This window comes from Collinsella sp. CLA-ER-H4 (assembly GCF_040092395.1).
Lineage (GTDB): Bacteria > Actinomycetota > Coriobacteriia > Coriobacteriales > Coriobacteriaceae > Collinsella.
This window is the reverse complement of sequence record NZ_JBBNLQ010000001.1, coordinates 130,065-155,195: the sequence shown is the minus strand read 5'-3', so window position 1 is coordinate 155,195 and position 25,131 is coordinate 130,065. Positions and strand designations below refer to the sequence as shown.

At 60.8% G+C, this 25,131-nt stretch carries 25 protein-coding genes; 14 read left to right on the top strand and 11 right to left on the bottom strand.

The genetic code is table 11. The features are described from left to right. Positions 1–40: 40 nt before the first annotated feature. Positions 41–1,294, top strand: coding sequence for a 4Fe-4S binding protein (locus AAAX34_RS00690; RefSeq protein WP_349109674.1), 1,254 nt, complete (start codon positions 41–43; stop codon positions 1,292–1,294). A gap of 130 nt (positions 1,295–1,424) precedes the next feature. Here AAAX34_RS00690 and AAAX34_RS00685 read toward each other — a convergent pair whose 3' ends face one another. Further along, entirely contained in the window at positions 1,425–2,180 is a 756-nt protein-coding gene (locus tag AAAX34_RS00685; RefSeq protein WP_349109673.1) for a GntR family transcriptional regulator, read from the bottom strand. 65 nt (positions 2,181–2,245) lie between these two features. Next, the gene (locus AAAX34_RS00680; protein ID WP_117848089.1) at positions 2,246–3,271 is read right to left on the bottom strand and encodes a zinc-dependent alcohol dehydrogenase family protein; all 1,026 of its coding nucleotides are present in this window, start codon (positions 3,269–3,271) and stop codon (positions 2,246–2,248) included. A 331-nt stretch (positions 3,272–3,602) separates the two neighbouring features. Between AAAX34_RS00680 and AAAX34_RS00675 the strand changes: the two genes are divergently transcribed. The 4 genes from AAAX34_RS00675 (at position 3,603) to AAAX34_RS00660 (ending at position 8,333) form a co-directional block, all read left to right on the top strand. Further along, a complete protein-coding gene (locus tag AAAX34_RS00675) occupies positions 3,603–5,234 on the top strand; it encodes an alpha-glucoside-specific PTS transporter subunit IIBC (protein WP_349109672.1) in 1,632 nt (543 codons plus the stop codon). A gap of 156 nt (positions 5,235–5,390) precedes the next feature. Then, the gene (locus AAAX34_RS00670; protein ID WP_349109671.1) at positions 5,391–6,734 is read left to right on the top strand and encodes a 6-phospho-alpha-glucosidase; all 1,344 of its coding nucleotides are present in this window, start codon (positions 5,391–5,393) and stop codon (positions 6,732–6,734) included. A gap of 127 nt (positions 6,735–6,861) precedes the next feature. After that, complete coding sequence (gene ychF, locus AAAX34_RS00665; protein WP_055309950.1) at positions 6,862–7,938, top strand: redox-regulated ATPase YchF; 1,077 nt, start codon at positions 6,862–6,864, stop codon at positions 7,936–7,938. An 11-nt stretch (positions 7,939–7,949) separates the two neighbouring features. Next, positions 7,950–8,333, top strand: coding sequence for a DUF1648 domain-containing protein (locus AAAX34_RS00660; protein ID WP_117757407.1), 384 nt, complete (start codon positions 7,950–7,952; stop codon positions 8,331–8,333). 9 nt (positions 8,334–8,342) lie between these two features. On the opposite strand, the gene AAAX34_RS00655 is transcribed toward AAAX34_RS00660, so the two are convergent. Further along, positions 8,343–8,732: a hypothetical protein gene (locus AAAX34_RS00655; RefSeq protein ID WP_349109670.1), complete on the bottom strand. Its 390-nt coding sequence runs from the start codon at positions 8,730–8,732 to the stop codon at positions 8,343–8,345. A gap of 76 nt (positions 8,733–8,808) precedes the next feature. Between AAAX34_RS00655 and AAAX34_RS00650 the strand changes: the two genes are divergently transcribed. Beyond that, positions 8,809–9,027: a helix-turn-helix transcriptional regulator gene (locus tag AAAX34_RS00650; RefSeq protein WP_035136926.1), complete on the top strand. Its 219-nt coding sequence runs from the start codon at positions 8,809–8,811 to the stop codon at positions 9,025–9,027. A 321-nt stretch (positions 9,028–9,348) separates the two neighbouring features. Here AAAX34_RS00650 and AAAX34_RS00645 read toward each other — a convergent pair whose 3' ends face one another. After that, a complete protein-coding gene (locus tag AAAX34_RS00645) occupies positions 9,349–10,362 on the bottom strand; it encodes an asparaginase (RefSeq protein WP_055309953.1) in 1,014 nt (337 codons plus the stop codon). A 267-nt stretch (positions 10,363–10,629) separates the two neighbouring features. On the opposite strand from AAAX34_RS00645, the gene guaA reads away from it, so the two are divergent. The 8 genes from guaA (at position 10,630) to AAAX34_RS00605 (ending at position 18,266) form a co-directional block, all read left to right on the top strand. After that, entirely contained in the window at positions 10,630–12,228 is a 1,599-nt protein-coding gene (guaA, locus tag AAAX34_RS00640; RefSeq protein WP_349109669.1) for a glutamine-hydrolyzing GMP synthase, read from the top strand. Positions 12,229–12,968: 740 nt separating this feature from the next. Next, on the top strand, positions 12,969–13,379 hold the full coding sequence (locus tag AAAX34_RS00635) for a hypothetical protein (RefSeq protein ID WP_349109668.1): 411 nt from the start codon (positions 12,969–12,971) through the stop codon (positions 13,377–13,379). A 1-nt stretch (position 13,380) separates the two neighbouring features. Beyond that, positions 13,381–14,214 carry a sugar phosphate isomerase/epimerase family protein gene (locus tag AAAX34_RS00630; protein ID WP_349109667.1) on the top strand — a complete coding sequence of 278 codons (834 nt, stop codon included), beginning with the start codon at positions 13,381–13,383 and terminating at the stop codon, positions 14,212–14,214. Between the two features lie 33 nt (positions 14,215–14,247). After that, positions 14,248–14,721 (top strand): PTS sugar transporter subunit IIB, encoded by a 474-nt coding sequence (locus tag AAAX34_RS00625; protein WP_349109666.1) that lies wholly within the window; start codon positions 14,248–14,250, stop codon positions 14,719–14,721. 31 nt (positions 14,722–14,752) lie between these two features. After that, entirely contained in the window at positions 14,753–15,532 is a 780-nt protein-coding gene (locus AAAX34_RS00620; protein WP_349109665.1) for a PTS sugar transporter subunit IIC, read from the top strand. Then, positions 15,522–16,343 (top strand): PTS system mannose/fructose/sorbose family transporter subunit IID, encoded by an 822-nt coding sequence (locus AAAX34_RS00615; protein ID WP_349109664.1) that lies wholly within the window; start codon positions 15,522–15,524, stop codon positions 16,341–16,343. The genes AAAX34_RS00620 and AAAX34_RS00615 overlap by 11 nt, the downstream gene beginning before the upstream one ends. A gap of 9 nt (positions 16,344–16,352) precedes the next feature. Then, on the top strand, positions 16,353–17,051 hold the full coding sequence (locus AAAX34_RS00610; RefSeq protein ID WP_349109663.1) for a transaldolase family protein: 699 nt from the start codon (positions 16,353–16,355) through the stop codon (positions 17,049–17,051). 111 nt (positions 17,052–17,162) lie between these two features. Continuing rightward, positions 17,163–18,266 (top strand): glycerol dehydrogenase, encoded by a 1,104-nt coding sequence (locus AAAX34_RS00605; protein WP_349109662.1) that lies wholly within the window; start codon positions 17,163–17,165, stop codon positions 18,264–18,266. 78 nt (positions 18,267–18,344) lie between these two features. Here the strand turns inward: AAAX34_RS00605 and AAAX34_RS00600 are convergent, their stop codons facing one another. The 7 genes from AAAX34_RS00600 to AAAX34_RS00570 form a co-directional block, all read right to left on the bottom strand. Next, the gene (locus tag AAAX34_RS00600) at positions 18,345–19,103 is read right to left on the bottom strand and encodes a GntR family transcriptional regulator (RefSeq protein WP_349109661.1); all 759 of its coding nucleotides are present in this window, start codon (positions 19,101–19,103) and stop codon (positions 18,345–18,347) included. 1,132 nt (positions 19,104–20,235) lie between these two features. Continuing rightward, a complete protein-coding gene (locus AAAX34_RS00595; RefSeq protein ID WP_349109660.1) occupies positions 20,236–21,633 on the bottom strand; it encodes a HAMP domain-containing sensor histidine kinase in 1,398 nt (465 codons plus the stop codon). 26 nt (positions 21,634–21,659) lie between these two features. Then, positions 21,660–22,322, bottom strand: coding sequence for a response regulator transcription factor (locus AAAX34_RS00590; RefSeq protein WP_158050490.1), 663 nt, complete (start codon positions 22,320–22,322; stop codon positions 21,660–21,662). Between the two features lie 45 nt (positions 22,323–22,367). Further along, on the bottom strand, positions 22,368–22,556 hold the full coding sequence (locus AAAX34_RS00585) for a hypothetical protein (RefSeq protein WP_195521897.1): 189 nt from the start codon (positions 22,554–22,556) through the stop codon (positions 22,368–22,370). Beyond that, positions 22,549–23,358, bottom strand: a complete 810-nt coding sequence (locus tag AAAX34_RS00580) for a lantibiotic ABC transporter permease (RefSeq protein WP_349109659.1) — start codon at positions 23,356–23,358, stop codon at positions 22,549–22,551. The genes AAAX34_RS00585 and AAAX34_RS00580 overlap by 8 nt, the downstream gene beginning before the upstream one ends. A gap of 5 nt (positions 23,359–23,363) precedes the next feature. Next, complete coding sequence (locus tag AAAX34_RS00575; protein ID WP_349109658.1) at positions 23,364–24,134, bottom strand: hypothetical protein; 771 nt, start codon at positions 24,132–24,134, stop codon at positions 23,364–23,366. Beyond that, on the bottom strand, positions 24,131–24,859 hold the full coding sequence (locus AAAX34_RS00570) for a lantibiotic protection ABC transporter ATP-binding protein (RefSeq protein WP_349109657.1): 729 nt from the start codon (positions 24,857–24,859) through the stop codon (positions 24,131–24,133). Before AAAX34_RS00570 ends, AAAX34_RS00575 begins: the two co-directional genes overlap by 4 nt. Positions 24,860–25,131 lie beyond the last annotated feature (272 nt).

The following is a 25,131-nucleotide window of genomic DNA, read 5'->3' as shown; positions in this document are numbered from 1 at the left end:
TATCTCTTGCTTGTTTGCACTGCTCAGGGAGGGGCCGCGCATGGCGCAGGAACACGATCTGTTTGATGACATTATCGAGATCAGCAAGGGTTTCGACTTTCTTAAAAACCCGCTTGGCGGCGTGACCGATGCACTCGATCCGTCGGCGCCGCAGTGGAACCCTGCCGATTATAAGGAGCGTCCGCGCGGCAACACCATTCCGTGCCTGACCTGCAAAAACGAAAAGAGCGGCTGCACCGCGTGCATGGACGTGTGCCCGGTCAACGCTATCGAGGTCGAGGAAGACGCCATCGAGATCCTCGACTCCTGCCGCAAGTGCGGCCTGTGTGCCGCTGCCTGTCCGACCGAGGCAATCATCTCTCCGCGCCTTGCACCCAAAAACGTCTACGACGACATTGTCTCTGCTGCTACGAGCCACGAGACCGCCTACGTCACCTGCACACGCGCCCTTAAGCGCATGCCGCGCGAAAACGAGGTCGTCGTTGCCTGCGTGGGCGATATTACGGCAGAGACTTGGTTTTCGGTGCTGGCCGACTATCCCAACGTGAGTGTGTACTTGCCGCTGGGTGTGTGCGATAAATGCCGCAACACCGGCGGTGAGGACATTCTGGGCGAGGCAATCGCTACTGCCGAGGAGTGGGCCGGCACGGGCATGGGCTTGGAGGTCGACCCTAAGAGCCTCAAATGCCATAAGCGCCGCGAGTACGAGCGCAAGGAGTACATGGAAAAGATCGCCCGCACCACGGGCCTGACGGTGACCAAGCTCAATCCGGCGACGGCGGCGCTGGCCTCGGTGACGCAAAAGCTCAAGGCCCATCGCCATCAGATTACCCAGCTGGAGCGCACGCTCAACACCATGTGCGGCACCACGACGACCAAGCGTCGCCGTTCGCTCACGCACGGGCGTCAACTGGTGCTCTCGACGTTGCAAAACCACCCCGAGCTTGCCCAGAACATGCAGGTGAGCACGCCGGAATGCGATTTTGACAAGTGCACGTCGTGTGGCGAGTGCGTCAACGTGTGCCCCACGTTTGCCTGCGATCTGGTGGGAAGCGGCCGCTTTGCGTTGGAGTCCACGTATTGTTTAGGCTGCGGCGCCTGTGTCAAGGTGTGCCCCGAGCATGCGCTCAAGTTGGTTGAGCATGACGCGTCCAATCTGGTCGTCGTCGACCCCGAGGCCGAGGAGAAGGCCGCGCAGAAGGCGAAGGCTCACGAAGAGGCTGAGAAGGTCAAGGCTGAGGCAAAGGCCAAGCTTGACAAGATGCTCGACCAAGTGGAGAAGCTCGCGGACTAGCTAAACGAGCGTAAATGATGGCCGGTGGAACAGGTATTGCCCCGCCAGCCAAAAAGTTGCGGTGGAATAGTTCCTGTTTTGCCCTTAAGCGGGCCATTCTAGGAACTATCCCACCGCAACTAATAAATGGTTAGTTCATGCTGCTTTGGTGGCCGGTTCGACCGGTACCGTTGCGCGTCACGGTTTCATGGAGCAAAAAGAACCCGGGAACCTGTTTGGTCTCGGTGTATTCCATAAGGATGCCGTCGGCGTTGTAGGTCTGCCCGCGTATAACGGCGAGTGCGTTAAAGTCGTCGAGATCGAGCACGCGCGCATCTTCGGGCGTGGGATGCTCAATCGTTACATCGCGTTTGCCCGTGGCAATCTTAATGCCAAGATCTTCTTCGAGGTAACGATAAATCGAATCGTTGACAATCTCGGGTGTCAGTCCCGGTACCTGTGAGCTTAGGTAATAGGAGTCGTCGGAGCACACGGCATGTCCGTCTGCATAACGGATGCGTTTGGCGCGCGTAAGCTCGCAGCCTTCGGGAAACCCGGTAATCCTGGAGAGCGCCTTGCTACAGACGAGGAGCTCAAAGACGGTGGTGACAGTCTTAAGCTCAAAGCCTCGGCTGGTCGCGATTTCCTTAAAGGTCTCGAGTCCGCCGCCGCCACGACTCTTCTCGTCACTAATGTTGCGAATAACGCGCATGCCTTTGCCTTGCTGGGGGAGCACGTAACCATCTGCCGCAAGCATCGAGATGGCGCGACGGACCGTCATGCGCGAACAGTCAAACAGCTGCGTGAGCTCAGTCTCCGAAGGCAGATAACTCTGATAGGCGTATGTGCCGTCGTCAATCGACTGCTTGACGTTGTCATAAATAGTTTGGAAGATGGCTCGCGCCATGACGGTCTCCTAGAGCTGGGTGCGTGAACGACGGATGAGGGCCGCCCGCGCAGGTGTCAATCGATTTACTTGCCGGGGTCGATTATATATTTGCCCATGGCACGCAGGGCCGGGTCTGACAGGATGGCGCCGAGTTCGTCGAGGGAGGCTACCTTTGCGACCATCGAGGATACGTCGAGCCTGCCAGAGTCGATGAGCTCGAGCGCACGACGCTGCGTATAAGGGTTAATGTAGGACGAGGTAAGCACAAGCTCCTTCTGGAAGACCTCGAAGGGCTTGACGGTGATTGTCTCATCGGGCTTGGTGAGGCCGAACATCATGACCGTAGCCTTGTGGCCGGCGATCTGGATGGCCTGCTCGATGGTGACGGGCTTGCCGACGCATTCGATTACAACGTCGACGTTGCCGACGCCCTCCTGCTTCAGGCGGGCCGGGACGTCCTCGTGGATGGAATCAATTGCCAGGTCGGCGCCGAGTTTGAGTGCAACCTCGCGCTTGCCTTCGACAGGCTCGAGCAAGACAACCTTGGTGGCGCCGGCGTTTTTGGCGAGCTGCATCATGAGCAGACCGATCATGCCACCGCCGATAACGACAACTGTGCTGCCGGGCTTGATGTTGCACATATCGATGCCGTGCAGACAGCAGGCGACGGGCTCGGTCATAGCACCCTGCTCAAAGCTGGTGTGATCGCCCAACTTGTAGACTTGCTGCATATCCACGGAGCAGTACTCGGCAAAGCCGCCGTTAACGGTGGTGCCGTAACCGGTCATATGCTCGCAGTAGTGGTTGATTCCGTCGCGGCAGGGTTCACAGCAGCCGCAGGGATGGTTTGGGTCGATGCACACGCGATCGCCCGGTTTAAAGCCGGCGACGTCGCTGCCCACGGCCTCGACAACGCCCGCAAACTCATGACCAAGGATCGTGGGCGGGGTAACGTCGGCTGCACCCTTGTCGCCCTCATAGATATGAACGTCGGTACCGCAGACGCCGCAAGCTTTGACGTTGATCAGAACGTCGCGCCTGCCCACGGCCGGCTTTGCCGATTCCTCGACTCTGAGGTCGTGCTTTCCATAGAAGACCGCGCTTTTCATGGTGACTCCTTAACGTGGCGGTGAATGTTGTAATGAAGTATAGGCATGTATATAGATATAGACAAGCACATCTAGACAAGTAGAAAAGAAATTTAAAATGCAGCCATCAGCTATGTCAGATTTAGCAGGCGAAATACTGGACATATACCGTTTACGGCCAATAATCAACCGTTTACCGACCGTAGTCTTTATGCTAACTTGTCTAGATAAGTGATGTGATAAAACGTAAGTGCAAGAAGTCAGGGACACGGGCCCACCCGTCCTATTGCACGAGGTACACGCAAACGGCGCGTCTGCGGTCTCGAGTGAAGCCAAAACCGCAGCGCTCCGAATGAAGAGAGGGGGATTCCCCGTCATGATGCAAAAGATACAACGTTTCGGCGGTGCAATGTACACGCCTGCAATTCTTTTCGCATTTTCCGGAATCGTCGTCGGCCTGGGTACGTTGTTTACCACCGAGGCGATCTTTGGCGAGATGGCCACAGCGGGTCATCTTTGGTTTGATTGCTGGAATGTGCTGCTCCAGGGTGGTTGGACGCTCTTTAACCAGATGCCGTTGCTGTTTTGCGTAGCGTTGCCAATCTCGCTCGCGAACAAGCAGAACGCTCGCTGCTGCATGGAGGCTTTGGCCATCTACCTTACCTTCAACTACTTTGTAAGCACAATCTTGGGGCAGTGGGGCCCTGTCTTTGGGGTCGACTACTCTGTCGAGGCGGGCAGCGGTACTGGTCTTGCCACTATCGCAAGCATCAAAACGCTTGATATGGGCATCATGGGCGCGCTTATCATTTCGGGTATTGCCACGATGCTTCACAACAAGTACTTCGACACCGAACTTCCTGAGTGGTTGGGCGTGTTCTCGGGCTCCGTGTTCATCTATATGATCGGTTTCTTCGTTATGGTTCCGGTCGCTCTTATTGCCTGCCTGGTATGGCCGCATGTTCAGGCTGCTATCGCCGCCTTCCAGGGATTCATCCTTTCCGCCGGTACGTTTGGCGTGGGCGTCTTTGCTTTCTTCGAGCGCGTGCTGATTCCTACAGGCCTGCACCACTTTATCTATACGCCGTTCTATTACGACAACGCGGCGGTCAACGGCGGCATCTTTGCCGCTTGGGCTAACATTCTGCCCCAACTGGCTGCCGATCCGAGCATTGCTCTTAAGGATGCCGCACCCTGGGCCGCCTATACCTGCCCTGGTTGGACTAAAGTCTTCGGCTCGCTTGGCGTCGCCATTGCGTTTTACATGACCGCCAAACCCGAGCGCAAGCAGCGCGTCAAGGCTCTGCTCATTCCCGTCACCCTTACCGCTATGCTTTGCGGTATTACCGAGCCGCTTGACTTCACCTTCCTGTTCATTGCGCCCGGCCTGTTCGTCGTCCACTGCGTGCTCGGAGCGCTTGGCTGCATGGCTCAAAACCTCCTTGGCGTCGTGGGTATCTTTGACGGCGGCATCATCTCGATGCTCTCGTGGGACTGGCTGCCCCTTTGGGCCGCGCACGGTCTGCAGTACGCCATCTCCATCCTTGTCGGTCTGTGCTTTACCGCCCTTTGGGTCGTGGTCTTCCGTTTCCTGATCGTCAAGTTCGACTTTAAGACCCCCGGTCGCGAGGATGACGATGTTGAGGTCGAGCTCAAGTCCAAGGCCGACTACAAGCAAAAGCAGAGCGGTGCTGCTGGCAAATCGGTCGCCCAGAGTAAAGATGATGAGCGCTTGGTGCTTGCCGAGAACATCCTCGATCTGCTCGGTGGCACGGATAACATCATCGATGTAACTAACTGCGCTACCCGTCTGCGCGTTAACGTCAAGGACAAGAGCGTCGTTGCACCCGAGGCTTCCTTCAAGGCGATCGGTACGCATGGTTTGGTGGTCCAAGGTCAGTCAATCCAGGTCATCATCGGCCTTACCGTCCCGCAGGTTCGCGAGAAGTTCGAGAGTCTTCTGAAGTTCGAGAGTCTTCTGTAAACCATCGTCCATCGAAACAATCGGCCTTGCAGAGCCGGTATGCACCGCAAGGCCGATTCTAGAGATAAAAAACTCCACTTCTAGGTAACAATTCCAAACCGCGCAAGGCCGCGTGCGGGGACGGATTGAGCAAGCGGCCAGAATGAGGAGGACATCATGTCCAAGAAGAACTATGCCGTGACCATTGCCGGCGGTGGCTCCACCTTCACCCCGGGCATTGCCCTGATGCTGCTCGAGGAGCGCGACCGCTTCCCGGTCAACAAGGTGACCTTCTATGACAACAACGCCGAGCGCCAGGAGATCGTTGCCAAGGCGTGCGAGATCTACTTCCACGAGAACGCTCCCGAGGTTGAGTTCAACTACACCACCGACCCCGAAACCGCTTTTACCGGCACTGACTTCGTCCTTGCTCACATCCGCGTGGGTCTGTACGCCATGCGCGAGCTCGACGAGAAGATCCCCCTCAAGTACGGCTGCGTTGGTCAGGAGACCTGCGGCGCCGGCGGCATCGCCTACGGTATGCGCTCCATCGGCGGTGTCATCGAGATCCTGGACTACATGGAGAAGTACAGCCCCAACGCCTGGATGCTCAACTACTCCAACCCCGCGGCTATCGTCGCAGAGGCTTGCCGCGTGCTGCGTCCCAACAGCCGCATCATCAACATCTGTGACATGCCGATCGACCTCATGGATAAGATGAGCCGTATGTGCGGCATCAAGGATCGTCGCGAGCTGCAGTACAGCTACTACGGCCTCAACCACTTTGGTTGGTGGAGCAAGATCTACGACAAGGAGGGTAACGACCTCATGCCGCAGATCAAGGAGCACATGGCAAAGAACGGCTACTTGGACGGCATTGAGCACGAGGCCGGTAAGGAGCAGCACGTCGAGGAGAGCTGGATTCACACCTTCGGCAAGGCCAGGGATGTCTATGCTGTCGATCCCGAGACGATTCCCAATACCTACCTCAAGTATTACCTGTACCCGGACTATGTCGTCGAGACGTCTGATCCCAACTACACTCGCGCCAATGAGGTTATGGACGGCCGCGAGAAGAAGGTCTTTGGCGCTTGCCGCGACATCATCGCCAAGGGTACTGCCAAGGACGGCGGCTTTGAGCCCGACGTACACGCCAACTACATCGTCGACCTTGCCTGCGCGCTGGCCGAGAATACGCTCGAGCGCTTCCTGCTGATCGTCCCCAACGATGGCGCTGTGCCCAACTTCGACCCGACGGCCATGGTCGAGGTGCCTTGCATCGTCGGTTCCAACGGCTTTGAGAAGATCTGCCAGGGCCCGATTCCGCAGTTCCAGAAGGGCCTGATGGAGCAGCAGGTTTCCGTCGAGAAGCTCGTTGTCCAGGCTTGGGTCGAGGGCAGCTACCAGAAGCTCTGGCAGGCGCTCACGCTCTCCAAGACCATTCCTTCGGCAAGCGTTGCTAAGCAGATCCTGGACGAGCTCATCGAGGCCAACAAGGATTTCTGGCCTGAGCTTAAGTAAGGACTGCTGTCTCGAACTCTCACGCATCTCTGCTTCATTTGCGCCGTCGCGGTGTCCGGATTCGCCCGGATGCTGCGGCGGCGCTATACTTATGCAGTTTGAAGTACCTGTACCAAAAGGAGCTGTCGTGTCCCTTTCCATCGGTATCGTGGGCCTGCCCAACGTGGGCAAGTCGACGCTGTTCACCGCGCTTACCAAAAAGACCGGCCTTGCCGCCAACTACCCGTTTGCCACGATCGACCCCAACGTGGGTATCGTCGATGTGCCCGATAGCCGCTTGCAAAAGCTCGCTGACATCGTTAACCCGGGTCGCATTGTGCCGGCTACGGTCGAGTTCGTCGACATCGCAGGTCTGGTGAAGGGTGCTAACGAGGGCGAGGGTCTGGGCAACCAGTTCCTGGCAAACATCCGCGAGACCGACGCCATCTGCGAGGTCGTGCGCTACTTTAAGGACCCCAACGTCATGCGTGAGGTGGGCCGCACGGGCGAGTTCGTCGATCCTGCCGGCGATGCCGACACCATCATGACCGAGCTCATCCTGGCCGACATGGGCACGCTTGAGAAGCAGCTGCCTAAGCTCGAGAAGGAGGCCAAGCGCGACAAGGAGCTCATGCCCAAGTTCGAGGTGGCCAAGCGCCTGCTTGCCTGGCTCAACGAGGGCAAGCGCGCCGCATCCATGGAGATGACCGACGAGGAGCGTGCCGCTGCCAAGGGCCTGTTCCTGCTCACCATGAAGCCCATCCTGTATGTGGCCAACGTAGACGAGGATATGCTCAACGAGGACCTGGCGCCCATCGATGGCGTCAAGCCGTTGCCCATCTGCGCCAAGATCGAGGCCGAGCTTTCCGAGCTCGATCCCGAGGACGCCGCCGACTACCTGGAGAGCCTGGGCCTGGAGCAGCCCGGTCTGGACGTGCTCGCGCAGGCGGCCTATAAGCTGCTCGGTCTGCAGTCGTTCTTTACGGCCGGCGAGATGGAGGTCAAGGCCTGGACGGTTCGTCAGGGCGCGACCGCCCCGCAGGCCGCCGGCGTCATCCACACCGATTTTGAGCGCGGCTTTATTAAGGCCGAGGTCATTGGCTATGACGACTACATCGAGCTCGGCGGTGAGCAGGGCGCCAAGGCCGCCGGCAAGCTGCGTATTGAGGGCAAGGACTATGTCATGGCCGATGGCGACGTCGTGCACTTCCGCTTTAACGTGTAAGGGCGACGCGCATGTTCAAATACGGCAAAAAAGCTGGCTACATGGGTATCGCGCTGCTCGTGCTTGCGGTGATTCCGCTGGTGGTCGCAGCGTGTGTTATCCCCAACATTGGCCCCGAGGTGGCAACGAAGTTTAACGCAGCCGGCGAGGTGACGCGCTGGGGCAAGAGCTACGAGCTGCTGGCGCTTCCGGTGCTCAATTTGCTGCTGAGCGTGGCAACGTACTTTACGGCGGGACGCCAAGCCAAGAACAATGATGACTCCGCCGCCATGGCGCGCATCGTGTGCGAGCGCTACCTGCGTAACGGTTGCATCACGGGTGTGTTCCTCAACGTGATCAACGTTTACTTTATGTACTCGGCGATTACCGGAACGGGCTTTGGCCTTGGTTTCTAGCTTGTCCTTTTAGGCAACGAGCCTGCACGCATATTCAATGGCTGCTGCGAGGCCGCCGCTCGACCGTGGTTGAAAGACTACATCGGCGGCGGCCTCGTTTTCGTATCCGGCGCCGCGAAGGGCGAGTGCTATGCCGGCTTCTAAAAGGAGCGGCAGGCCGCGTTGGCTGGTTGCGATTACGGCAACCTGATTGAGCGAGCAGCCGTGCGTTTGGCATTGAATGGCAAGTTCACCTTGCGCCGGGCAAGGGACCAGAACGGCGACGACGCGACTTGATAGCAATGCAAATGCTGTGCGCTCATCGGGCGAAAGGCATTCTGCTTCAACGATGACGAGCTTGGGCGGTGCGCTGTTTGTGCGAAGCGTGGCTCGGTACATGCGGACCGAAGATCCCGGCATAGAAAACTCCTGTGTATTCGGCAAAACGTAAACTATAGTTTACGTTTATGTTCGGCTCCATTTCAAACTCGGCTGCATGGACGAACGTGCGAAACAGATTCTTGGCAGGCGGGTCGAAGAGACACGCAGGGACCTTGGTATCTCCAAGGTTGATTTTTGTGTGGCGACAGGAATCAGCCGACCCTACCTCGACCGAATCGAAGATGGGACGGCAAATTTCACGCTCAAGGTTCTATTTAAGATCGCACCCGCACTCGGCATGACGGTGTCAGAGCTTCTCGAGGGTATCGAATAGGGCGTTCCCCCGCTGTATTTGACGCTCTTTGGGCGGGTCCCCCTGGTTGCGATGTGCAAAATCGCGAGTATTCAGCACCAGTTTGGCCGTAGATGGTAGCTCGAGCGGCTGGCTTTGCCTTTTTGGCAGTAGTTAATCCACATACTAAATAAAAATGAGGAATAAATATTTACTAGACGGAACCCTCGTCCTAAAAGTTCGTCTAACAATCGGCCGATTCTATGCCTCCGGCGGAGAAATTGCAGAATACTCCGATTTTTGCACGGCCCGAGGGGGACTACCTGTCGTTTAAGGCTGCGATAAGTGGGGCTGCCTTAGGGATTACGCCATCGGGATGCGGTCGTGGTTGACTTGGCTGTAGAACAGGCGCTGGATTTCGGCGGCATCGCGTGACTGGCCGAGCGCCCACATGGTTTTGGCCACGAGCGTCTCGGTGGTCATGTCATCGCCACGCAGAATGCCCGGATGATCGGCGTAAGCGCGGCCGACCTCATAAACGCCCAGATCGAGGCCCTCTTCGGGGACCTGCGTGGTCATAACGACGGTGCGGCCCGAATCGACCCAGCGGAAAATTGCCTCTTGGAACGACTCGCCGGACTCGCCAAACTCGGGAATACCGCCAATGCCAAAGGTCTCAAGGATTACAGCATCGTAGCTATCGGCAAGGGCGTCGAGGATGCCCGGGTTTACGCCGGGCGTAAGCTTGAGTACAAATACGCGCGGGTCGATGCTGTCGTAGAAACGCACCGGGTTTTCGCCCTGATGGGTGCCGTGGAGCCCGTTGCGCACGATGCGGTCGTTGCGGATGTAGGCAATGGGCGGATAGTTGACGCTAATGAACGCGTTAAAGCTCATGGTGCGCTGCTTGCGGGCGCGCGTGCCGGCAATGGCTACGCCGCCAAACACAATCGACACATCGTGCGAATGCTCGTCGAGCGCATAGAGCAGGCTCTGGTACAGGTTGAGTTTGGCATCAGTAAAAGGGTTGCCCATGGGCTTTTGCGAGCCGGTGAGTACGATGGGCTTGGGGCTGTCCTGAATCAGATAGGAAAGCGCCGCCGCGGTGTAGCTCATGGTGTCGGTGCCGTGCAGAATCACGAAGCCGTCGTGGTCGGCATAACCCTCGACGATGACATCGCGGATACGCATCCAATCACTTGGGCGCATATTGGTACTGTCGATGTTCATGGGCTGCACGACGTCGAGCTCGCAGAGGCCCGAGATCTCGGGGACGCTCTGGGCGAGCTCCTCACCGGTCAGGGCGGGGGAGAGGCCGTTGCCGTCCTCGGTCGATGCGATGGTGCCGCCCGTGGCGATGAGAAGGATGCGCTTCATGCTGGTATTCCTATCGTATTTGCCGCCGCAGAGGCGGAGTCGTTCGGCAGTATTGTGGCACAGGGCGTCCAATGTTCAAACGTATTACATCATCTGTAACGTTTGGTAACACTTCAATTGCCGTCAAATAGGGCCCAGGTCGTGCGTTTGCCGTGCGCTGATGGCTGCGAGGGACGAGAAACCCCATATAACGTGTACACTATGAACGCTATTTTCGTTCATTCACGCGGGCGGGCACCGGCTCCCCGCCAACAAGAGGGGGATACCATGGATCAAAATGCTTCCGCAAAGGTCCTCGTACTCGACTTTGGTGCGCAGTACGGTCAGCTCATTGCCCGTCGCGTCCGCGACCTCAACGTGTATTCCGAGATTGTCCCCTGCGACATCTCGGCCGACGAGATTCGCGAGATGAACGCCTCTGCGCTCATCCTTTCCGGCGGTCCGGCTTCCGTGTACGCCGAGGACGCTCCGTCCATCGATCCTGCCATCTTTGACTTGGGCCTTCCCGTCCTGGGCTTTTGCTACGGCCATCAGATCACGGCCGTGACGCTCGGCGGCAAGGTCGGCCACTCCGAGGTGGGCGAGTACGGCCGCGCCACTATCACGCGCACGGCCGGCGCCAAGCTCTTTAACTCCACGCCCATGGAGCAGACCGTGTGGATGAGTCACCGCGACGCCGTGTCCGAGGTGCCCGAGGGCTTTACCGTTACCGCCAGCACCGACGTGTGCCCGGTTGCTGCCATGGAGTGCGTCGAGCGCAAGATCTTCACCACGCAGTTCCACCCCGAGGTCAAGCACTCCGAGTATGGTCAGCAGCTGCTGAGCAACTTCCTGTTTGAGATCTGCGGCCTGGAGCCCAACTGGAGCATGGACAACCTGGTCGAGACCATGACGGCTGAGTTCCGCGAGAAGGTCGGCAACGACCGCGTGATTCTGGCCCTGTCCGGCGGCGTCGACTCCTCCGTCGTCGCTGCGCTGGGCGCCCGCGCCGTGGGCAAGCAGATGACCTGCGTGTTCATCAACCACGGTCTGCTGCGCAAGGGCGAGCCCGAGCAGGTGGAGGAGGTCTTCACCAAGCAGTTTGACGTCGACTTTATTCACGTCCACGCCGAGGACCGTTATGCCGAGCTTCTGGCCGGTGTGACCGAGCCCGAGGAGAAGCGCCGCATCATCGGTACGCAGTTCTGGAAAGAGTTCTTCGCGGTTGCTCAGCAGCTCGAGACCGATGGCAAGCCGGTCAAGTACCTGGCTCAGGGCACCATCTACCCCGACATCATCGAGTCCGGCGCTCGCAAGACGGGCGGCAAGACGGCCACTATCAAGAGCCATCACAACCTGATCCCGTTCCCCGAGGGCGTGCACTTCGACCTCATTGAGCCGCTCGACCACTTCTTTAAGGACGAGGTCCGCGCGCTTGGTCTGGCGCTGGGCCTGCCGGGTCACATCGTGTTCCGTCAGCCCTTCCCGGGCCCGGGCCTGGCCATCCGCATCATCGGCGCGGTCGACAAGGAGAAGCTCGAGATCCTCAAGAACGCCGATGCCATCGTGCGCGAGGAGCTCGACGCCTACAACCAGCGTCTGTTTGAGCAGACCGGCGAGCGCAACTCCGAGCACAGCTGCTGGCAGTATTTCGCGGTCCTGCCTGACATCAAGTCCGTTGGCGTTATGGGCGACGAGCGCACCTACCAGCGCCCGATCATCTTGCGTGCCGTCGAGTCCAGCGATGCCATGACCGCCGACTGGGCCAAGCTGCCCTATGACGTACTGGCCCGCATCTCTGGCCGCATCGTTGCCGAGGTTCCTGGCGCCAACCGCGTGTGCTACGACATCACGTCCAAGCCGCCCGCGACGATTGAGTGGGAATAACGGGAACTGGCTTCTGAACTCGCACTTTGGTGCTGCCGAGTACCGCCTGATGCTATTTCGGCGTCGCCATAGCGCAAAGCCACCAGCGAAATAACGGGAACAACGGCCTCCGAACCCTTTGGTTCGGAGGCTTTCTTTTTGCATGCCTACCTGCGGAAACGGACCAATTATTCCCGCATACCCCTACTTGGCGGCACGGCGGAGTACTCGGCGGTACGGGAATAATAGGGCCCTGCGGAATATAATTCACAATTCGGGTCCCCGGGCCGATTTCGAGCGGGTGAAACTAAGTTGAAACTGCAGGCTCAATTCAAGCCCTCATCGATTGCATTTGCCAAGCTCAACAAACGGGAATAATAAAACGCGAAAATCGGTTTCGCCAGCGGTGCCTACGCCGGTGGCCTTAACGTGGTCACGATAATTGAGCAGTTCGACCACGAGGGTCGTGTCCCTGGACACGGCGAGATGATATTCGGTCAATGAAGGCCGCCGAGCGCCCGGCTGCCTCGGTCGCCTTGCGGCTCTGCTCCTCCGTGCAACTCGGACTTCGCGGACAGCCTCCAGGCTTCAGACGGCAGCTACTTCAGGTGCTGCGTCTGACTTAAACCCATTCACCGGTCATTTGCGACCGTTCGCGGCGCTGCAAACAGAAATGTCCTCTTTGTCTTGCGATTGTTATATCAAGTCATATAATAGCTAATGACATTATTACAGCGGATAACAAAGTTAGGAGTCCCGATATGCAGGTAGTTCTGGCATCGCACGGTCGTCTTGCTGAGGGAATGAAAGATACCCTTGGCATCATTTTTGGGGAGTTGCCGGACCTGACGACGCTCTGCGCATACGTTGACCCGGACGTCACCTTGGCCCAGCAGGTCAAAGACGTGCTGGCGCGTAAAGTTCCCGGCGAGGAGATGCTCGTCGTTACCGATCTCTTTGGCGGCAGCGTGAACAACGAGTTCATGGCCGCCCTTGCCGAGAATGACTTTACGCTCATCTGCGGCATGAACATGCCCCTGCTCGTCGAGATTCTCTCTGACGCAAATCCCGACCCCGCGGCCGTAAGGTCGGCGGTCGACTCTTGCAAGGACACCATCATGATCTGCAACGACCTGCTCGATGCCGGCCAGGACTGTGGCGAGGATTTCTGACATGGATATCCAGTCCCTTTACCCGATGAACATCTCGTTCAGGTATTTCAGCCTCGAGAAGTTCTTTGAGTCTTGCGCCAAAACAGGTCTGCATAATGCAGAGATCTGGCTTTGTCCCCAGCACTTTCTTATCAACGGGCAGTTCTCGGAGGACCCTTCAAAGCTCAAAGCTCTCATGCGTGAGTACGGGGTTCAGATCAAGTGCCTCTGTGGCGAGCAGAACAATCCAAAGCCCAACAACATGGCGGCTCGCGGCGAGCTCCTCGTTGGCAATACGCGCTCCTACTTCCGTAGGGTGATTGATCTTGCTGAGGCCATTGGCTGCCCGAAGGTTCTTGTGACCCCCGGCTGGAATTACTTTGACGAGAAGGTCGATGAAGCGCGCGTACGAAGCATCGACATGCTGAGAGAGCTCTCGGTCTACGCACATGCTCGGGGGGTCACTCTTGTGCTTGAGAGCATCTGGAGTAAATCCTCCCAGATCGCGCCAACGATAGCGCAGATTGCCAACATCAAGGATGCGGTGAATAGCGACAGCCTGAAGCTCACGCTTGACCTTGGCGCCATGAGCGACGCGGGCGAGACTGTCGACGATTGGTTCAGCGCGTTCGGCAGCGACATCGTGCACTGCCATTTCGTGGACGGTACTCCTACGGGACATATGCCTTGGGGCCACGGCAACCTGGCCATGCGGGGCATTCTGGCTTCGTTCAAGAAAGCCGGTTACAAAGGGGGCTTCTCGCTTGAGTACGTGCACCCAATGAGCTTCCAAGATCCGGCAGGGTATCTAGCCGAGACAAAAGCCCTGTTCGAGAAGTGCCTTCAAACGATTTAGTCATGCGTGCATCAACCAAGGAAAGGAAAAAAGATGATCAAGCTATGCAGGGTGGACCACAGGTTGCTCCACGGCCAGGTCGCATGCTCCTGGAGCCATGCCCTGGGAGCCGATGCCATTCTTATCGTCTCTGACGAAGTGGCATCCAACGAGGTCCGCATGAAGACGATGCGACTGGCAAAGCCGGTGGGCATAAAGCTGGTTATCAAGGGCGTCGACGACTCCATCAAGGCAATCAAAAGCGGCGTGACCGACAAATATCGCCTGCTCATCGTTACCGGCAGCATTGCGGATGCCGAGAGGCTGGTTCGCGAGTGTGGCATTTCCTCGCTGAATCTGGGCGGCACCGTAAAAAGCTCCGAGACGACCCGCAGCTTCGGCAGTGCGGTCCATCTAACCGATGAAGAGGTGGAGGTCGTCCGCGGCCTCGTCCGCGATGGCGTGGAAGTCGAGGTGAGGCAGGTAGCAAAGGACAAGAAGGTCGTTCTTTCCGAGAAGGACCTCTGATTGTGACGGACAGTAAGTTGAAGGAGGAGCAATGGCTTTTCAAGCGTTTCTTATCGCTCTGATTATCTTTGTGGGAAAGGCCGACTACTTCGTCGGCACGGCAATGTTGGGCAGGCCCTTGGTCCTTGGCATGCTCGTCGGCATTGCGCTGGGCGACGTGTCTCAGGGGGTGATCATCGGCTTCCAGCTGGAGCTCGTCTTTATGGGCATGCAGGCTATCGGCGCATCCATTCCGCCCGACATGATCGTCGGCTCGGTGCTGGGCGCCGCCTTTGCCATCAGCACGGGCAACGGCATCGACACGGCGGTCACCATCGCGATGCCTGCGGCGATTCTCTCTGCCTTTGTGGTGAACCTCTTCTATGGCGTGATTACCCCGCTTATGGCTCGAACGGCAGACAAGTTTGCCGCCGAGGACAATGATAAGGGCATCTCCGCGGTGTTTCTTGCCAACGGTTTTCTCTTTGACGTGACTTTTGGCGTCATTGGTTTTGTGGCGTTCATGTTCGGCGGCGACGCGGTATCCGCCTTTGTCGCTTCGATTCCGGCGTGGCTCACCGCTGGCATCACCATCGCGACCGGCATTCTCCCTGCGCTCGGCTTTGCCCAGCTTGTGACCATGATTGCCTCTAAGGAGACCGCGGTCTTCCTCCTGCTGGGCTTTGTCCTCGCGGCGTATCTTGGCGTTCCGGTCCTGGGCATTGTTTGTATCGCGGTTGTGATAGTCGGGATTCTCTTTATGGCACACATCTTTATGCCCAGCCAGGGCTCGGCTTTGATGACGGAAGGCGAGGACGACAATGAGTTCTAGCGATGCAACGAAGAAGCTTGGCAAGAAGGAACTCCGGAGCCTCTTCCTCAGGTCCTTCTCGACGTCTCACGCATGGCACTTCGAGCGCCAGCAGCACATGGCCTTCTGCTGGTCGATGATTCCTGCGATCAAGAAGCTCTATGACCGGCCCGAGGACAGGATAGCCGCCTACCAGCGTCACCTCGAGTTCTACAACTGCCACACGACCATGCAACCCCTCATCGGCGGTATCGTCTGCGCCATGGAGGAGGAGAACGCCAACAACGAGGAGTTCGACACCTCCTCGATCAGCTCCATGAAGGTCGCCCTCATGGGACCGCTTGCGGGCATCGGCGACTCCCTCATCGGCGGCACCCTGCGCATCATCGCCACCGGCATTGCGGGCGGTCTGTGCATGGCGGGTTCTCCCTTCGGCCCGCTTCTGTTCCTGCTTATCTTCAACGCGGTCAACATTGCTCTGCGCTGCCTTGGCGTGAAGTATGGCTACGGCCTGGGCGAGAATATCATCTCCAAGGTTTCCGATCCCAGCACCATGCAGAAGCTTACCTGCGCGCTCTCCATCGTCGGTCTCATGGTCATAGGCGGCATGATTGCGACGAACGTCGCCATCACGACTCCCGTCGCCTTCGATATCAGCGGCACCGCGTTCTCGCTTCAGGACACGCTCGACTCCATCTTCCCGAAGCTCCTTCCGGTGGCGGCGTTCGGCATCCTGTATGCCCTCAACAAGAAGGGCGTGAACGTCCTCGCACAAATCATTGCAATCATGGTCCTTGGCGTCGTGCTTGGGGCCGTCGGAATCCTCGGTTAGGAGAATCTAGTGCTTGAATTCTGTCTCGACACCGGCGACTTTGAAATGGTGAAAATCGCCAGCAGCATCTATCCCGTTAACTGCTTTAGCATGAACCCGTCCATTGCCGTCAACTGCCTCAAGGGCACCGGCAAGTCCTTCGTGCAGAATGCGCTGGACATCCGTGGCGTCATCGGTGAGGAAACTCCTTTCTTCCTTGAGGCCATGGGAGACACCGCAGAGGAGCTCGTGGAGGACGCCAAGGCAATGGTCAAGGCTGTTCCGGGCAACACCTTTGTGAAGATTCCGGCATGTCCGGAGGGCTTCAAGGCAATTCGCGAGCTCAAGAATGCTGGCATTGCCACCTCTTGCACTGCCGTCTACACCTTCAACCAGGCGATGCTCGCGGCCATGGCGGGCGCCTCATACGTTGCCGTCTACGTGAGCAGGCTCGACAAGAACGGCGGCGACGGCATCGAGGTCGTGCGCCGCATCAAGCAGGCCTTCGTTGCCCACAACATCGACTGCGTGGTCAGCGCGGCCTCCCTCAAGACTCCGCTCTCGCTCCAAGAGGCCATCGAGGCCGGTGCCGATAACGTCACCGTCGACCTTGAGATGCTTGAGGCCCTGGCGGTCCACCCCATGACCGAGGGCACGCTTAAGACCTTCAAGTCCGATTGGGAGGGCCTGTTCGGCGAGGGCGTCCGCATCGTCGATATGGTCGCTTAGGATTTCCGTCGTCAAGTAAGGGATATGAACGGCCCCGCCGGAGACGGTGGGGCCGTTTGACTGGGGGCAAGCCGCGGGCCTGGTAACCGGGCCAGAAGAAAGGGGCGCGAAATGAGAGCTTGGTGTTCTGTTGGCCACTATCTGCAGGGCGTTGATGTTATTGGGCGAGTAGGCTGGTATGCGTCGATGTTTGGCAAAAACCACCTGTTCCTTGTGGACAGCTTCGTGTGCCAGATGCTAGGGGAGGGGCTCTATGGCGCCTACCCCTCTTTGGAAGGATGCACGTATCGGACCCTGACATTTGAGGGCGAGATAAGCCGCAAGAGCATATCGAGGCTTAGCAATGAAGCTGGGGGAGAGTTTGACGTCATCGTTGCCGTGGGCGGTGGGAAGGTCATCGACGTGGCCAAAATGGTTGCCGCTCAAAGTGGCGCGGCGCTCGTCGTGTGCCCGACGATTGCGGCGACGGACGCTCCCACGAGCGCCATGTCCATCCTCTATAGCGATGAAGGGGAGATGAACGAGATTGTCCTCCATGTGAAGAATCCCGATCTCGTTCTTGTGGACTCCAAGGTCATCGCAGGCGCCCCAACGAGATTTCTCTCGGCGGGGATAGGGGACGCTCTTTCGACCTACTATGAGGGCGAGTCCAACTGGAAGACTGGCCATGCCAACTACGTCTGGTGCCAAAGCGAGCAGGCGGTTGGCACTGCGGCAGGTCGCGCGATTGCCCGCGCGTGCATGGAAACGCTCGAGAGGGATGGCCACGCTGCCGTCAAGGCATGCGAGCAGAGCACTGTTACGCCGGCGCTTGAGAACGTGATTGAGGCAAACATTCTCATGAGCGGCATTGGTTTCGAGAACGTCGGATGCTCTCTTGCCCACGGACTGGGCAACGCGATGACGGTGCTTCCCGATGGCGAGAAATCCATGCATGGCGAGAGGGTGGGTTTCTCAACGCTGAGCCTTATGATTGCCGAGGACTACCCGAGTGAGGAAGTCGAGCGAGTGGCGCGCTTCTGCAGGGACTGCGGCGTTCCGACGACCTTCTCGGAGCTCTCGCTTGCGCCCAGCGACGACGACCTTCGCAAGGTTGCGCAGGCGGCAATGCAGGCCGAGTCTTGGGGTGCGAGCCCTGTGAGGCTCTGCGACGCGGAAGTCGTGGACATTCTCAAGGCAACTGACGCCCTTGGGCGGAGGATCGCGCAAGAGTGAGTAACGTCTCTCCTCGAGAAACGAAAGCTGAGGGCCGCAAGCGGAGCTCGAACTCTGCTTGCGGCCTCTTTTGCGTGTTTATGCTTCGGTAAGGATTTTTCCCTCCGGCGAAATCACGAAGCGGAATGACGCTCTGTCTCCCCTGAGTAGGGATTTTGAATAGTGAAGGGGATTGCCCTCGCTGTCCTTGGTTATCTTGGATAGCACGTAGATGGGCGAACCGACGATGCAAGAGAGGAGCTTGGCCTCATCCTCGCGCGCGGTTGAAACGTCTATGATAAGCTCCTCGACCCCCAGCTGTATGCCGTAGTCTTCCGACAAGAGGCCATAGAGGCTCATATCCTCGCTTAGGTCGTCAAGAAAGCTCGGGAAAGACCTCTCCGAGACATAGACGGAGTCGAGCGCGATAGGGATGGAGTCTTCGAACACGAGCCTCTTTGCCATCAGAACGGTATCGCCGACCTTTATGTCCAGCGCGTTTGCGAGGGCAGGGGTGGCTTCGAGGGAGGACCGCTCCAGGACCCGTCTATGGTTCTTGCCGCCAATATCGGAAAAGGCGTGGTAGCCGAAGTTGTTAGGCGATCCTTTTCGGATGACTCGCTTGGGGACGGAGACAAAGGAGCCCTTTCCGCGCAGCCGGTAAATAAGACCCTCATCCACGAGATTCTGGACAGCTCTTCGGACGGTAATGCGGCTCACCGAATAGCGTTCGCAGAGCTCGAGCTCGGTCGGAATCTTCTCTCCCACGCCGAGCTCTCCGGAGATGATTTGCTGACGGAGATTGTTTTCTACCTGTGAGTAGAGCAGGTCGGGTCTTGCGTCGTTGTTAGATGCCATGATGCCTCCGATGACGCGAGTGGTGATAGTAGGGCGTTCTAGGTAGCCCACTGTTTTCGTAAGTATATGATGACATAAGACTTTATATCGCCATAAAGATTACAGGAGATGGTCGTTGAATCGTAAGCCTTGATTATCGGCTTTATCCGAACACCTCCCACATTCATCCGCACATGTGCGGATGAATGTGGGAACCCGATACCCTGAGGGCCGGGCCGGCCGGCCCCGGGAGATCGGAGGACGGCATGTCCGGAAAGAAGATGAAGGGCCCCGCGAGGGCGGTCCCGAGGGCCTACGGAAGGCTCACGAGGCACGAGCGGGACACGGTCCCTCTTTCCCTTTCGTTTTCGACGCGTCACCCTCTCGGCGGGCTCAAGGCCCGCGCTCGCGGCTGCAGGGGCTACGCCCAAACCCCAAAAACGCAACGCCGTGCTCGAAGCGTTTCCGGACGTCAGCGTAATCTCAGATCCCGTTCGTCAACTCATGGGCAAGCCACCTGAGACTACTCATTTCTCCTACTGGCAATGAAGGCCTGCGACCTACAGTTTTGCAAACTGCTTGAAAGCCACCTGCGTTGATTCACTTCCTATTGCAGCTGGCGGCTTGCACGCGAAAAGGCATTTGAGTTTCAAAACGGGCGCATTCGGCGCTATCGAGCCTCCAAAGGCATCCAGCCGCGCCCTTTGGGACAAAAACAAAAACTCAAAGCCCTGAGCTCGAAAATAGTTTTTGGAGTTGTCCCAACTTTTGTCCCCGAAGCCGACGAAACGCGACAGGGTGTCACCTGGTGGCACTCGGCTCGAGACGGCACCGAAAACTGGGCGCAACTGGAATGACGAGACGGCAGAACCGCTGCCATCGAATGGGAGTAGGCTGATAGGGTTCTGACCTGCACTTTTGAGTGCCGCACTGTGCCGCTGAGTTTCGTTTCGTACGAGAGTCATGGCAAAGCCGCCAGCGACGGCGGTGAGTAAATACGGTAACCGAGCCTCCGTTCCCAGGTTGGGACGGAGGCTTTTTCTTTGCCTTTTTACTCCCCCCCCCCTTTACCTGCGATTTCGCGATTTACTCCCCGTGTTTCAAGATGGAAGCGTTTGGTTGCGAGCCACGCCGGTGTGCGGGGCCTGAGTCGTCAGGCCCCGCACAGGGGGACCGCGATGGTGGCCACCGCGCCGCCCGAGGGGCTGTTGGCGAGCGAGACGGAGCCCCCGTGGGCGCTCGCGGCCTCGGAGGCGGCGTGGAGGCCGAGCCCGTAGTGGCGGCCTCCGTCGCGCGAGGAGCGGGAGGAGTCGTCTGTGAAGAGGCGCTCGCAGCCGCGTTCGAGGGCGGCGGGAGAGAAGCCCGGTCCGTCGTCGGACACCTCGATGACGAGGTGTCCGCCCGCGACGTCGCAGGAGACCGCCACGCGCGAGCGCGCGTGCTCGGCGGCGTTGACCACAAGGTTCGCGGCGGCTCGCGCCAGGGCGGTTCGGTCGAGCGGGGCCTCGGGCGCGCCCGCGACAGCGGGGCCCGTGGCCACGTCGAGCGTCACGCCTCGCGCCCGGGCGATCTGGGCGGCCTCGGCGAGGACCTGTTCGCAGAGCTCGGCCGGCCGCATGGGGACCCTCTCCGCCCCGCCGGACCCGCGCGAGGCCTCGATGAGCAGGCGCACGTAGCCGTCGAGCCTTTCGACACTGCCGGCTATGTCGCGCGCGGCGGCCGCGAGGTCGGCGTCTTTCTCGTCTTCCAGCTCCTCCGCCACGAAGTCGGCGTTGGCGCGCAGCACGGTGAGCGGCGTCTTGAGGTCGTGGGCGAGCGACGCCACCTGCTCGCGCTGCCCCCGCTCCGCGGCCCAGCGGGCCTCGAGCGACTCGGCGAGGGAGGCCCGCATGGCGTCCATCGCGGCGAGGACGTCGTTCACCTCGCGCACGTTGGTGCTGCCGACCGCGAAGTCGAGCTCCCCCGCGCCGACGCGCCCCGCCGCCTCCGCGAGCGGCGCCATCTTGCGCGAGATCACGCGGCTCGCGCGGCGCGCCACGAGCGCGAGCGCGAGCGCGCTTCCCGCCGCGGCGCCGACGAGCATGAGGTTCTGCGGGTTGGGAAGCAGGCCGGCGAGATCGCGCGAGACCCACTGCGGCAGGTACTCGCTGACGAGTGCGCAGGCCCCGCCGTCCTTGAGCGGGAACGCGGCGTAGGTGAGGCCCGAGCCCCCGCCCTCGATCTCCACTGTGCCCGGATCAGCGGCGAGTGCCGCACGGGCCATTTCCGTCGCGTCCTCGAGCCGCGTGCCCTCGAGGTCTGTCATCAGCACGTATCCGTCCTTGTTCAGGATAAGGTAGCGGTACGCCGTCGGCACGTCCTGCTGCCCGCAGACGCCGTCGCGTGCCAGGCCCTCCGCGACCTCGCGCGCATTGGCCGGCCCCCAGCTTGCCTCGTAGACGAAGCCCGCGTCGATCGCCGCGGAGAGCGCCATGAACGAGGCGAGCCACGCCGTAGCGACCGCAGCGAACGCGTAGGCGAAGTAGCGCGCGATGACGAAGGAGAGCGGCATGCCCCCGCGACCTCGCGCCCCGGTCCTCAGAGCTGCCACTTGTACCCCATCCCCCAGACGGTCGCGATCGGATCGGCGCCGGCCTCGGAGAGTTTCCTCCGGGCGCGGCTGACCTGCATGGATATGGCCGCGTCGTCGGCGTCGCTCTCCCAGCCGAGCACCGCCTCGCGTATCTGCGCGCGGCTCATGACCTGCCCGGGGTGGCGGGCGAGGTACTCGCAGATGGCATACTCGGTGGGCGTGAGCGGCACGGCCTCGCCGCCCACGGCGAGACCGCGCGCCCCGAGGTCGATCCGCACCTCCCCGAAGGAGAGGGCGTGCGAGCGCGGTCGGCGCTCACGGCGTAGATGGGCCGCGACCTTGGCGCGCAGCTCCGCGGCCCCGAAGGGCTTGCGGACGTAGTCGTCGGCGCCCAGGCCGTAGCCGGCCACGGCGTCCTCCTCGGCCACGCGCGCGGTCAGGAAGACGATGGGCCCGTCGAAGTCCGGGCGGATCTGCCGCACGAGCTCGAAGCCGTCGAGCCCCGGCATCATGACGTCGCAGAGCACGAGGTCGAAGCGCGAGAGGTCCGTCCCCGGGACCGCCGTCGGGTCCGCTGCCTTGACGACCTCATGGCCGTCGCGGCCGAGGACGCGCGCGAGCGCGTCAAGGATCGCCCGTTCATCATCCACTGCCAGTATCCTCGCCATGTTCGACCTCCTGAAACTTCCGTCGGAATTGTACTAGCGCCGCGCTCAGCGGTCCAGAGCCCCGCGCGCAGCCGCAGGCGCGGGCGCCCACATGGCGATCTCGGGGTTGGGCAGCACGCGGTCGGCGATCGAGCGCAGCGCCGACCCCCAGCCGGCGTCGAGCAGGGCATTCCCGCCCAGGACGAGCGCTGCGGAGAGGAGGACGAGCACGGCGGCGAGCGGCTTCCTACGCATCTGCCCTCCCGTCCTCGAAGCGGCAGAACCAGGCGAGAAGGACGGCGGCGGCTGCCAGGGTGAGCACGAGGCTGGCGAGCGCAGTCGTGAGGAGAGGGCCCGCCGCGCGTGCGGCGTCGATGAAGGCCTCCACCCCGAGCGACCCCAGGCGCGCGGGCCAGGCGAGCGGTACCCAGCTCAGGGGCGTCGCCAGGGCACCGGTGAGCTCGCCGGTCATGAGGCCGTGCGCAAGTCCGCCCACTGAGAAGAACGCGAGGAGCATCCCCGCCGCGCCGGCGCCGATGGCGGCGTTGCGGCCGAGGCGCAGGGCCACGCCGAGCTCCAGCGCGTAGAGGGGCAGGCTGCCCAGCACGATGCCCGCCCAGGCGGCCGCAAGCGGAGCGGGCCCGAGCGGCAGGTGCCCGGCGACGGCGAGCACGGCCCCGAACACGCCGAGCGCCACGGCCAGCGCGCCCGCGCCGAGCGCCGCAAGGGCGAGCAGCTTCGCCGCGACGGCGCGCCCGCGCGAGGGGACCGCCGTGAGGTTGGCGAGGCACCCGGCAGCGCGCTCCTCGTCCACGGCGAGTCCGCAGACGATGGCGGACATGAGCGGCATGAGGGCTCCGAGGAACTGGGCGTAGGCGTCCGCGCCCAGCGCCGGGTCCCATCGGGTTACGGAGAAGTACTCGCCGCAGGCAAGACCGGCTGCCAGGCCGCAGACGAGGTGCACCGCCGTGAGCGGGGAGCGCGCCAGGCGCAGGGCCTCGGAGAGCAGGGCCCGCGGGAGAGTCATGCGCGGCGTCGGGTCGGAGAGTCGTGTCATGGCCATCATCTCTCCTCGGAGCGCGCGAACCAGGCCGCGCCCGCCGCCGTGAGCGCGGCGAACGCGAGCGCGCAGACCGCAAGGCCCGCCAGTGTGAGCATGCCGTCCGCCGCGAGCGCCCCGCCGAGCGGCATGTCCGCCGCGAGTGGCTCGCCGCTCGGCAGCACGGGGATGAAGCTCGTAGGGATGACCATGCTCGCCGACGGCGGAAAGAGCTGCGGCAGCGGTATCAGCGACCAGGCGAAACCACCCACGAGCTGCGCGGCGAGCGGGCAGAAGATGCCCGCGAGCATGCCGAGCCGCGCCGTGAGGAAGAGCCCTGCGGGGATCATCCACGCCGCGGTCACCGTGTTGACGAGCGCGCAGAGGAGCATCGTGAGCGTGCCCGCGACCGTGAGGCCCTGCGAGGAGAACGCCGATCCCGCGAGGTAGATGCCGAAGACCACGAGGTTCGAGAGCGTGCAGAGCGCGAGGCACCAGAGCGCCTTGGCCCACCAGGCGCGCCCGAGCGGGAAGCCCAGGCCCAGAAGCCCCCGCATCCGCGTGCGCGCGTCCGCCCGCGCGACGCACGCCACCACGAGCGAGAGAGTCACGGGCAAGAAGAGCGCGTACCAGTAGTTCCACGCGCTGAAGATCTGCGCGCCCCGGTAGGGCATCGCGCCGAGCAGCGGCATCGGCAGCGCCATGAGCACGGCCAGGCGAACCGGTGCCGCGTGGCGCGACTTCAGGGCCTCGGCGCGCAGGCCCGCGAGCAGGCCGCCTTTCTCGCCCGTCATGCCGCCACCTCCCCGCGCGCTCGACGCCCCTCCCGGCAGACGCTCATGAAGAGTTCCTCGAGGTTCTGCCCGGGCCGAAGCGCATCCTCGTAGGCGAGGCGCCCCCCGTAGATGATGCCGATGGTGTCCGCCATCTGCTGCACCTCGGAGAGGATGTGGCTCGAGACGATCACTGTCGTACCCGCCGCCGCGAAGCCGCGGATCTGGTCGCGCAGCTCCTCGATGCCGATGGGGTCGAGGCCGTTGGTGGGCTCGTCGAGCACAAGCAGGCGTGGCCGAGCGATCAGCGCCAGCGCGAGCCCCAGGCGCTGCCGCATGCCCATCGAGAAGCGCCCAGCGCGCTTCTTCCCGGTGTCCGCGAGGTCCACGGCGGCGAGCACCTCATCTATGCGGCTCTCGGGAAGGCCCAGCAGCGTGGTGCGCACGCGCAGGTTCTCGCGCGCGGTGAGGTTGGGGTAGAGCGGCGCCTCCTCGATGAGGCTGCCGATTGCGTAGAGGTCCTCGCGGCGCCAGGCGTGCCCGGCAAAGAGGATCTCCCCGGCCGTCGGCCGCAGCATCCCGCAGATCATCTTGAGCGTTGTCGACTTGCCGGCGCCGTTGGGGCCGAGCAGCCCGTACACCTCGCCCTCGCGGATATGAAGGCTCACGTCGGCCACGGCGTCCTGCGCCTGGTCGCCGCGGCCGAAGCGCTTGGTGAGCCCGCGCGTCTCGAGCATGTAATCCATGGGCTTATCCTTTCTCTTCCGGGCGCGCGGGCCGAGCCACCGTGCCCGCGCGCCTTACCTTTCGGGTTCACCATCCATGATGGGGCGCGTTTCTAACGAAGCCGTAACGGCCGTTGGGCTCTTTTGGTGCCAGCCCTTCTCGACCCGTACACCACTCATGGTGTGTTTATCGCGATAACAAGGACGGAGGTGCCCGTGGCACGCAATAAGTACCCGGAGGAGACGGTCGAGAAGATCAGGGGTGACGGCCCAGCGAGTGTTATTTTGCGAGC

Coding starts and splice junctions, on each gene's coding strand:
- AAAX34_RS00660 (WP_117757407.1), top strand. CDS start 7,950: ATGTTCAAATACGGCAAAAAAGCTGGCTACATGGGTATCGCGCTGCTC.
- AAAX34_RS00580 (WP_349109659.1), bottom strand. CDS start 23,358: ATGACACGACTCTCCGACCCGACGCCGCGCATGACTCTCCCGCGGGCC.
- AAAX34_RS00680 (WP_117848089.1), bottom strand. CDS start 3,271: ATGAAAAGCGCGGTCTTCTATGGAAAGCACGACCTCAGAGTCGAGGAA.
- AAAX34_RS00570 (WP_349109657.1), bottom strand. CDS start 24,859: ATGGATTACATGCTCGAGACGCGCGGGCTCACCAAGCGCTTCGGCCGC.
- AAAX34_RS00615 (WP_349109664.1), top strand. CDS start 15,522: ATGAGTTCTAGCGATGCAACGAAGAAGCTTGGCAAGAAGGAACTCCGG.
- AAAX34_RS00590 (WP_158050490.1), bottom strand. CDS start 22,322: ATGGCGAGGATACTGGCAGTGGATGATGAACGGGCGATCCTTGACGCG.
- AAAX34_RS00685 (WP_349109673.1), bottom strand. CDS start 2,180: ATGGCGCGAGCCATCTTCCAAACTATTTATGACAACGTCAAGCAGTCG.
- AAAX34_RS00670 (WP_349109671.1), top strand. CDS start 5,391: ATGTCCAAGAAGAACTATGCCGTGACCATTGCCGGCGGTGGCTCCACC.
- AAAX34_RS00675 (WP_349109672.1), top strand. CDS start 3,603: ATGAAGAGAGGGGGATTCCCCGTCATGATGCAAAAGATACAACGTTTC.
- guaA (WP_349109669.1), top strand. CDS start 10,630: ATGGATCAAAATGCTTCCGCAAAGGTCCTCGTACTCGACTTTGGTGCG.
- AAAX34_RS00655 (WP_349109670.1), bottom strand. CDS start 8,732: ATGCCGGGATCTTCGGTCCGCATGTACCGAGCCACGCTTCGCACAAAC.
- AAAX34_RS00650 (WP_035136926.1), top strand. CDS start 8,809: ATGGACGAACGTGCGAAACAGATTCTTGGCAGGCGGGTCGAAGAGACA.
- AAAX34_RS00600 (WP_349109661.1), bottom strand. CDS start 19,103: ATGGCATCTAACAACGACGCAAGACCCGACCTGCTCTACTCACAGGTA.
- AAAX34_RS00620 (WP_349109665.1), top strand. CDS start 14,753: ATGGCTTTTCAAGCGTTTCTTATCGCTCTGATTATCTTTGTGGGAAAG.
- AAAX34_RS00645 (WP_055309953.1), bottom strand. CDS start 10,362: ATGAAGCGCATCCTTCTCATCGCCACGGGCGGCACCATCGCATCGACC.
- AAAX34_RS00605 (WP_349109662.1), top strand. CDS start 17,163: ATGAGAGCTTGGTGTTCTGTTGGCCACTATCTGCAGGGCGTTGATGTT.
- AAAX34_RS00575 (WP_349109658.1), bottom strand. CDS start 24,134: ATGACGGGCGAGAAAGGCGGCCTGCTCGCGGGCCTGCGCGCCGAGGCC.
- AAAX34_RS00585 (WP_195521897.1), bottom strand. CDS start 22,556: ATGCGTAGGAAGCCGCTCGCCGCCGTGCTCGTCCTCCTCTCCGCAGCG.
- AAAX34_RS00625 (WP_349109666.1), top strand. CDS start 14,248: ATGATCAAGCTATGCAGGGTGGACCACAGGTTGCTCCACGGCCAGGTC.
- AAAX34_RS00690 (WP_349109674.1), top strand. CDS start 41: ATGGCGCAGGAACACGATCTGTTTGATGACATTATCGAGATCAGCAAG.
- AAAX34_RS00595 (WP_349109660.1), bottom strand. CDS start 21,633: ATGCCGCTCTCCTTCGTCATCGCGCGCTACTTCGCCTACGCGTTCGCT.
- AAAX34_RS00635 (WP_349109668.1), top strand. CDS start 12,969: ATGCAGGTAGTTCTGGCATCGCACGGTCGTCTTGCTGAGGGAATGAAA.
- AAAX34_RS00630 (WP_349109667.1), top strand. CDS start 13,381: ATGGATATCCAGTCCCTTTACCCGATGAACATCTCGTTCAGGTATTTC.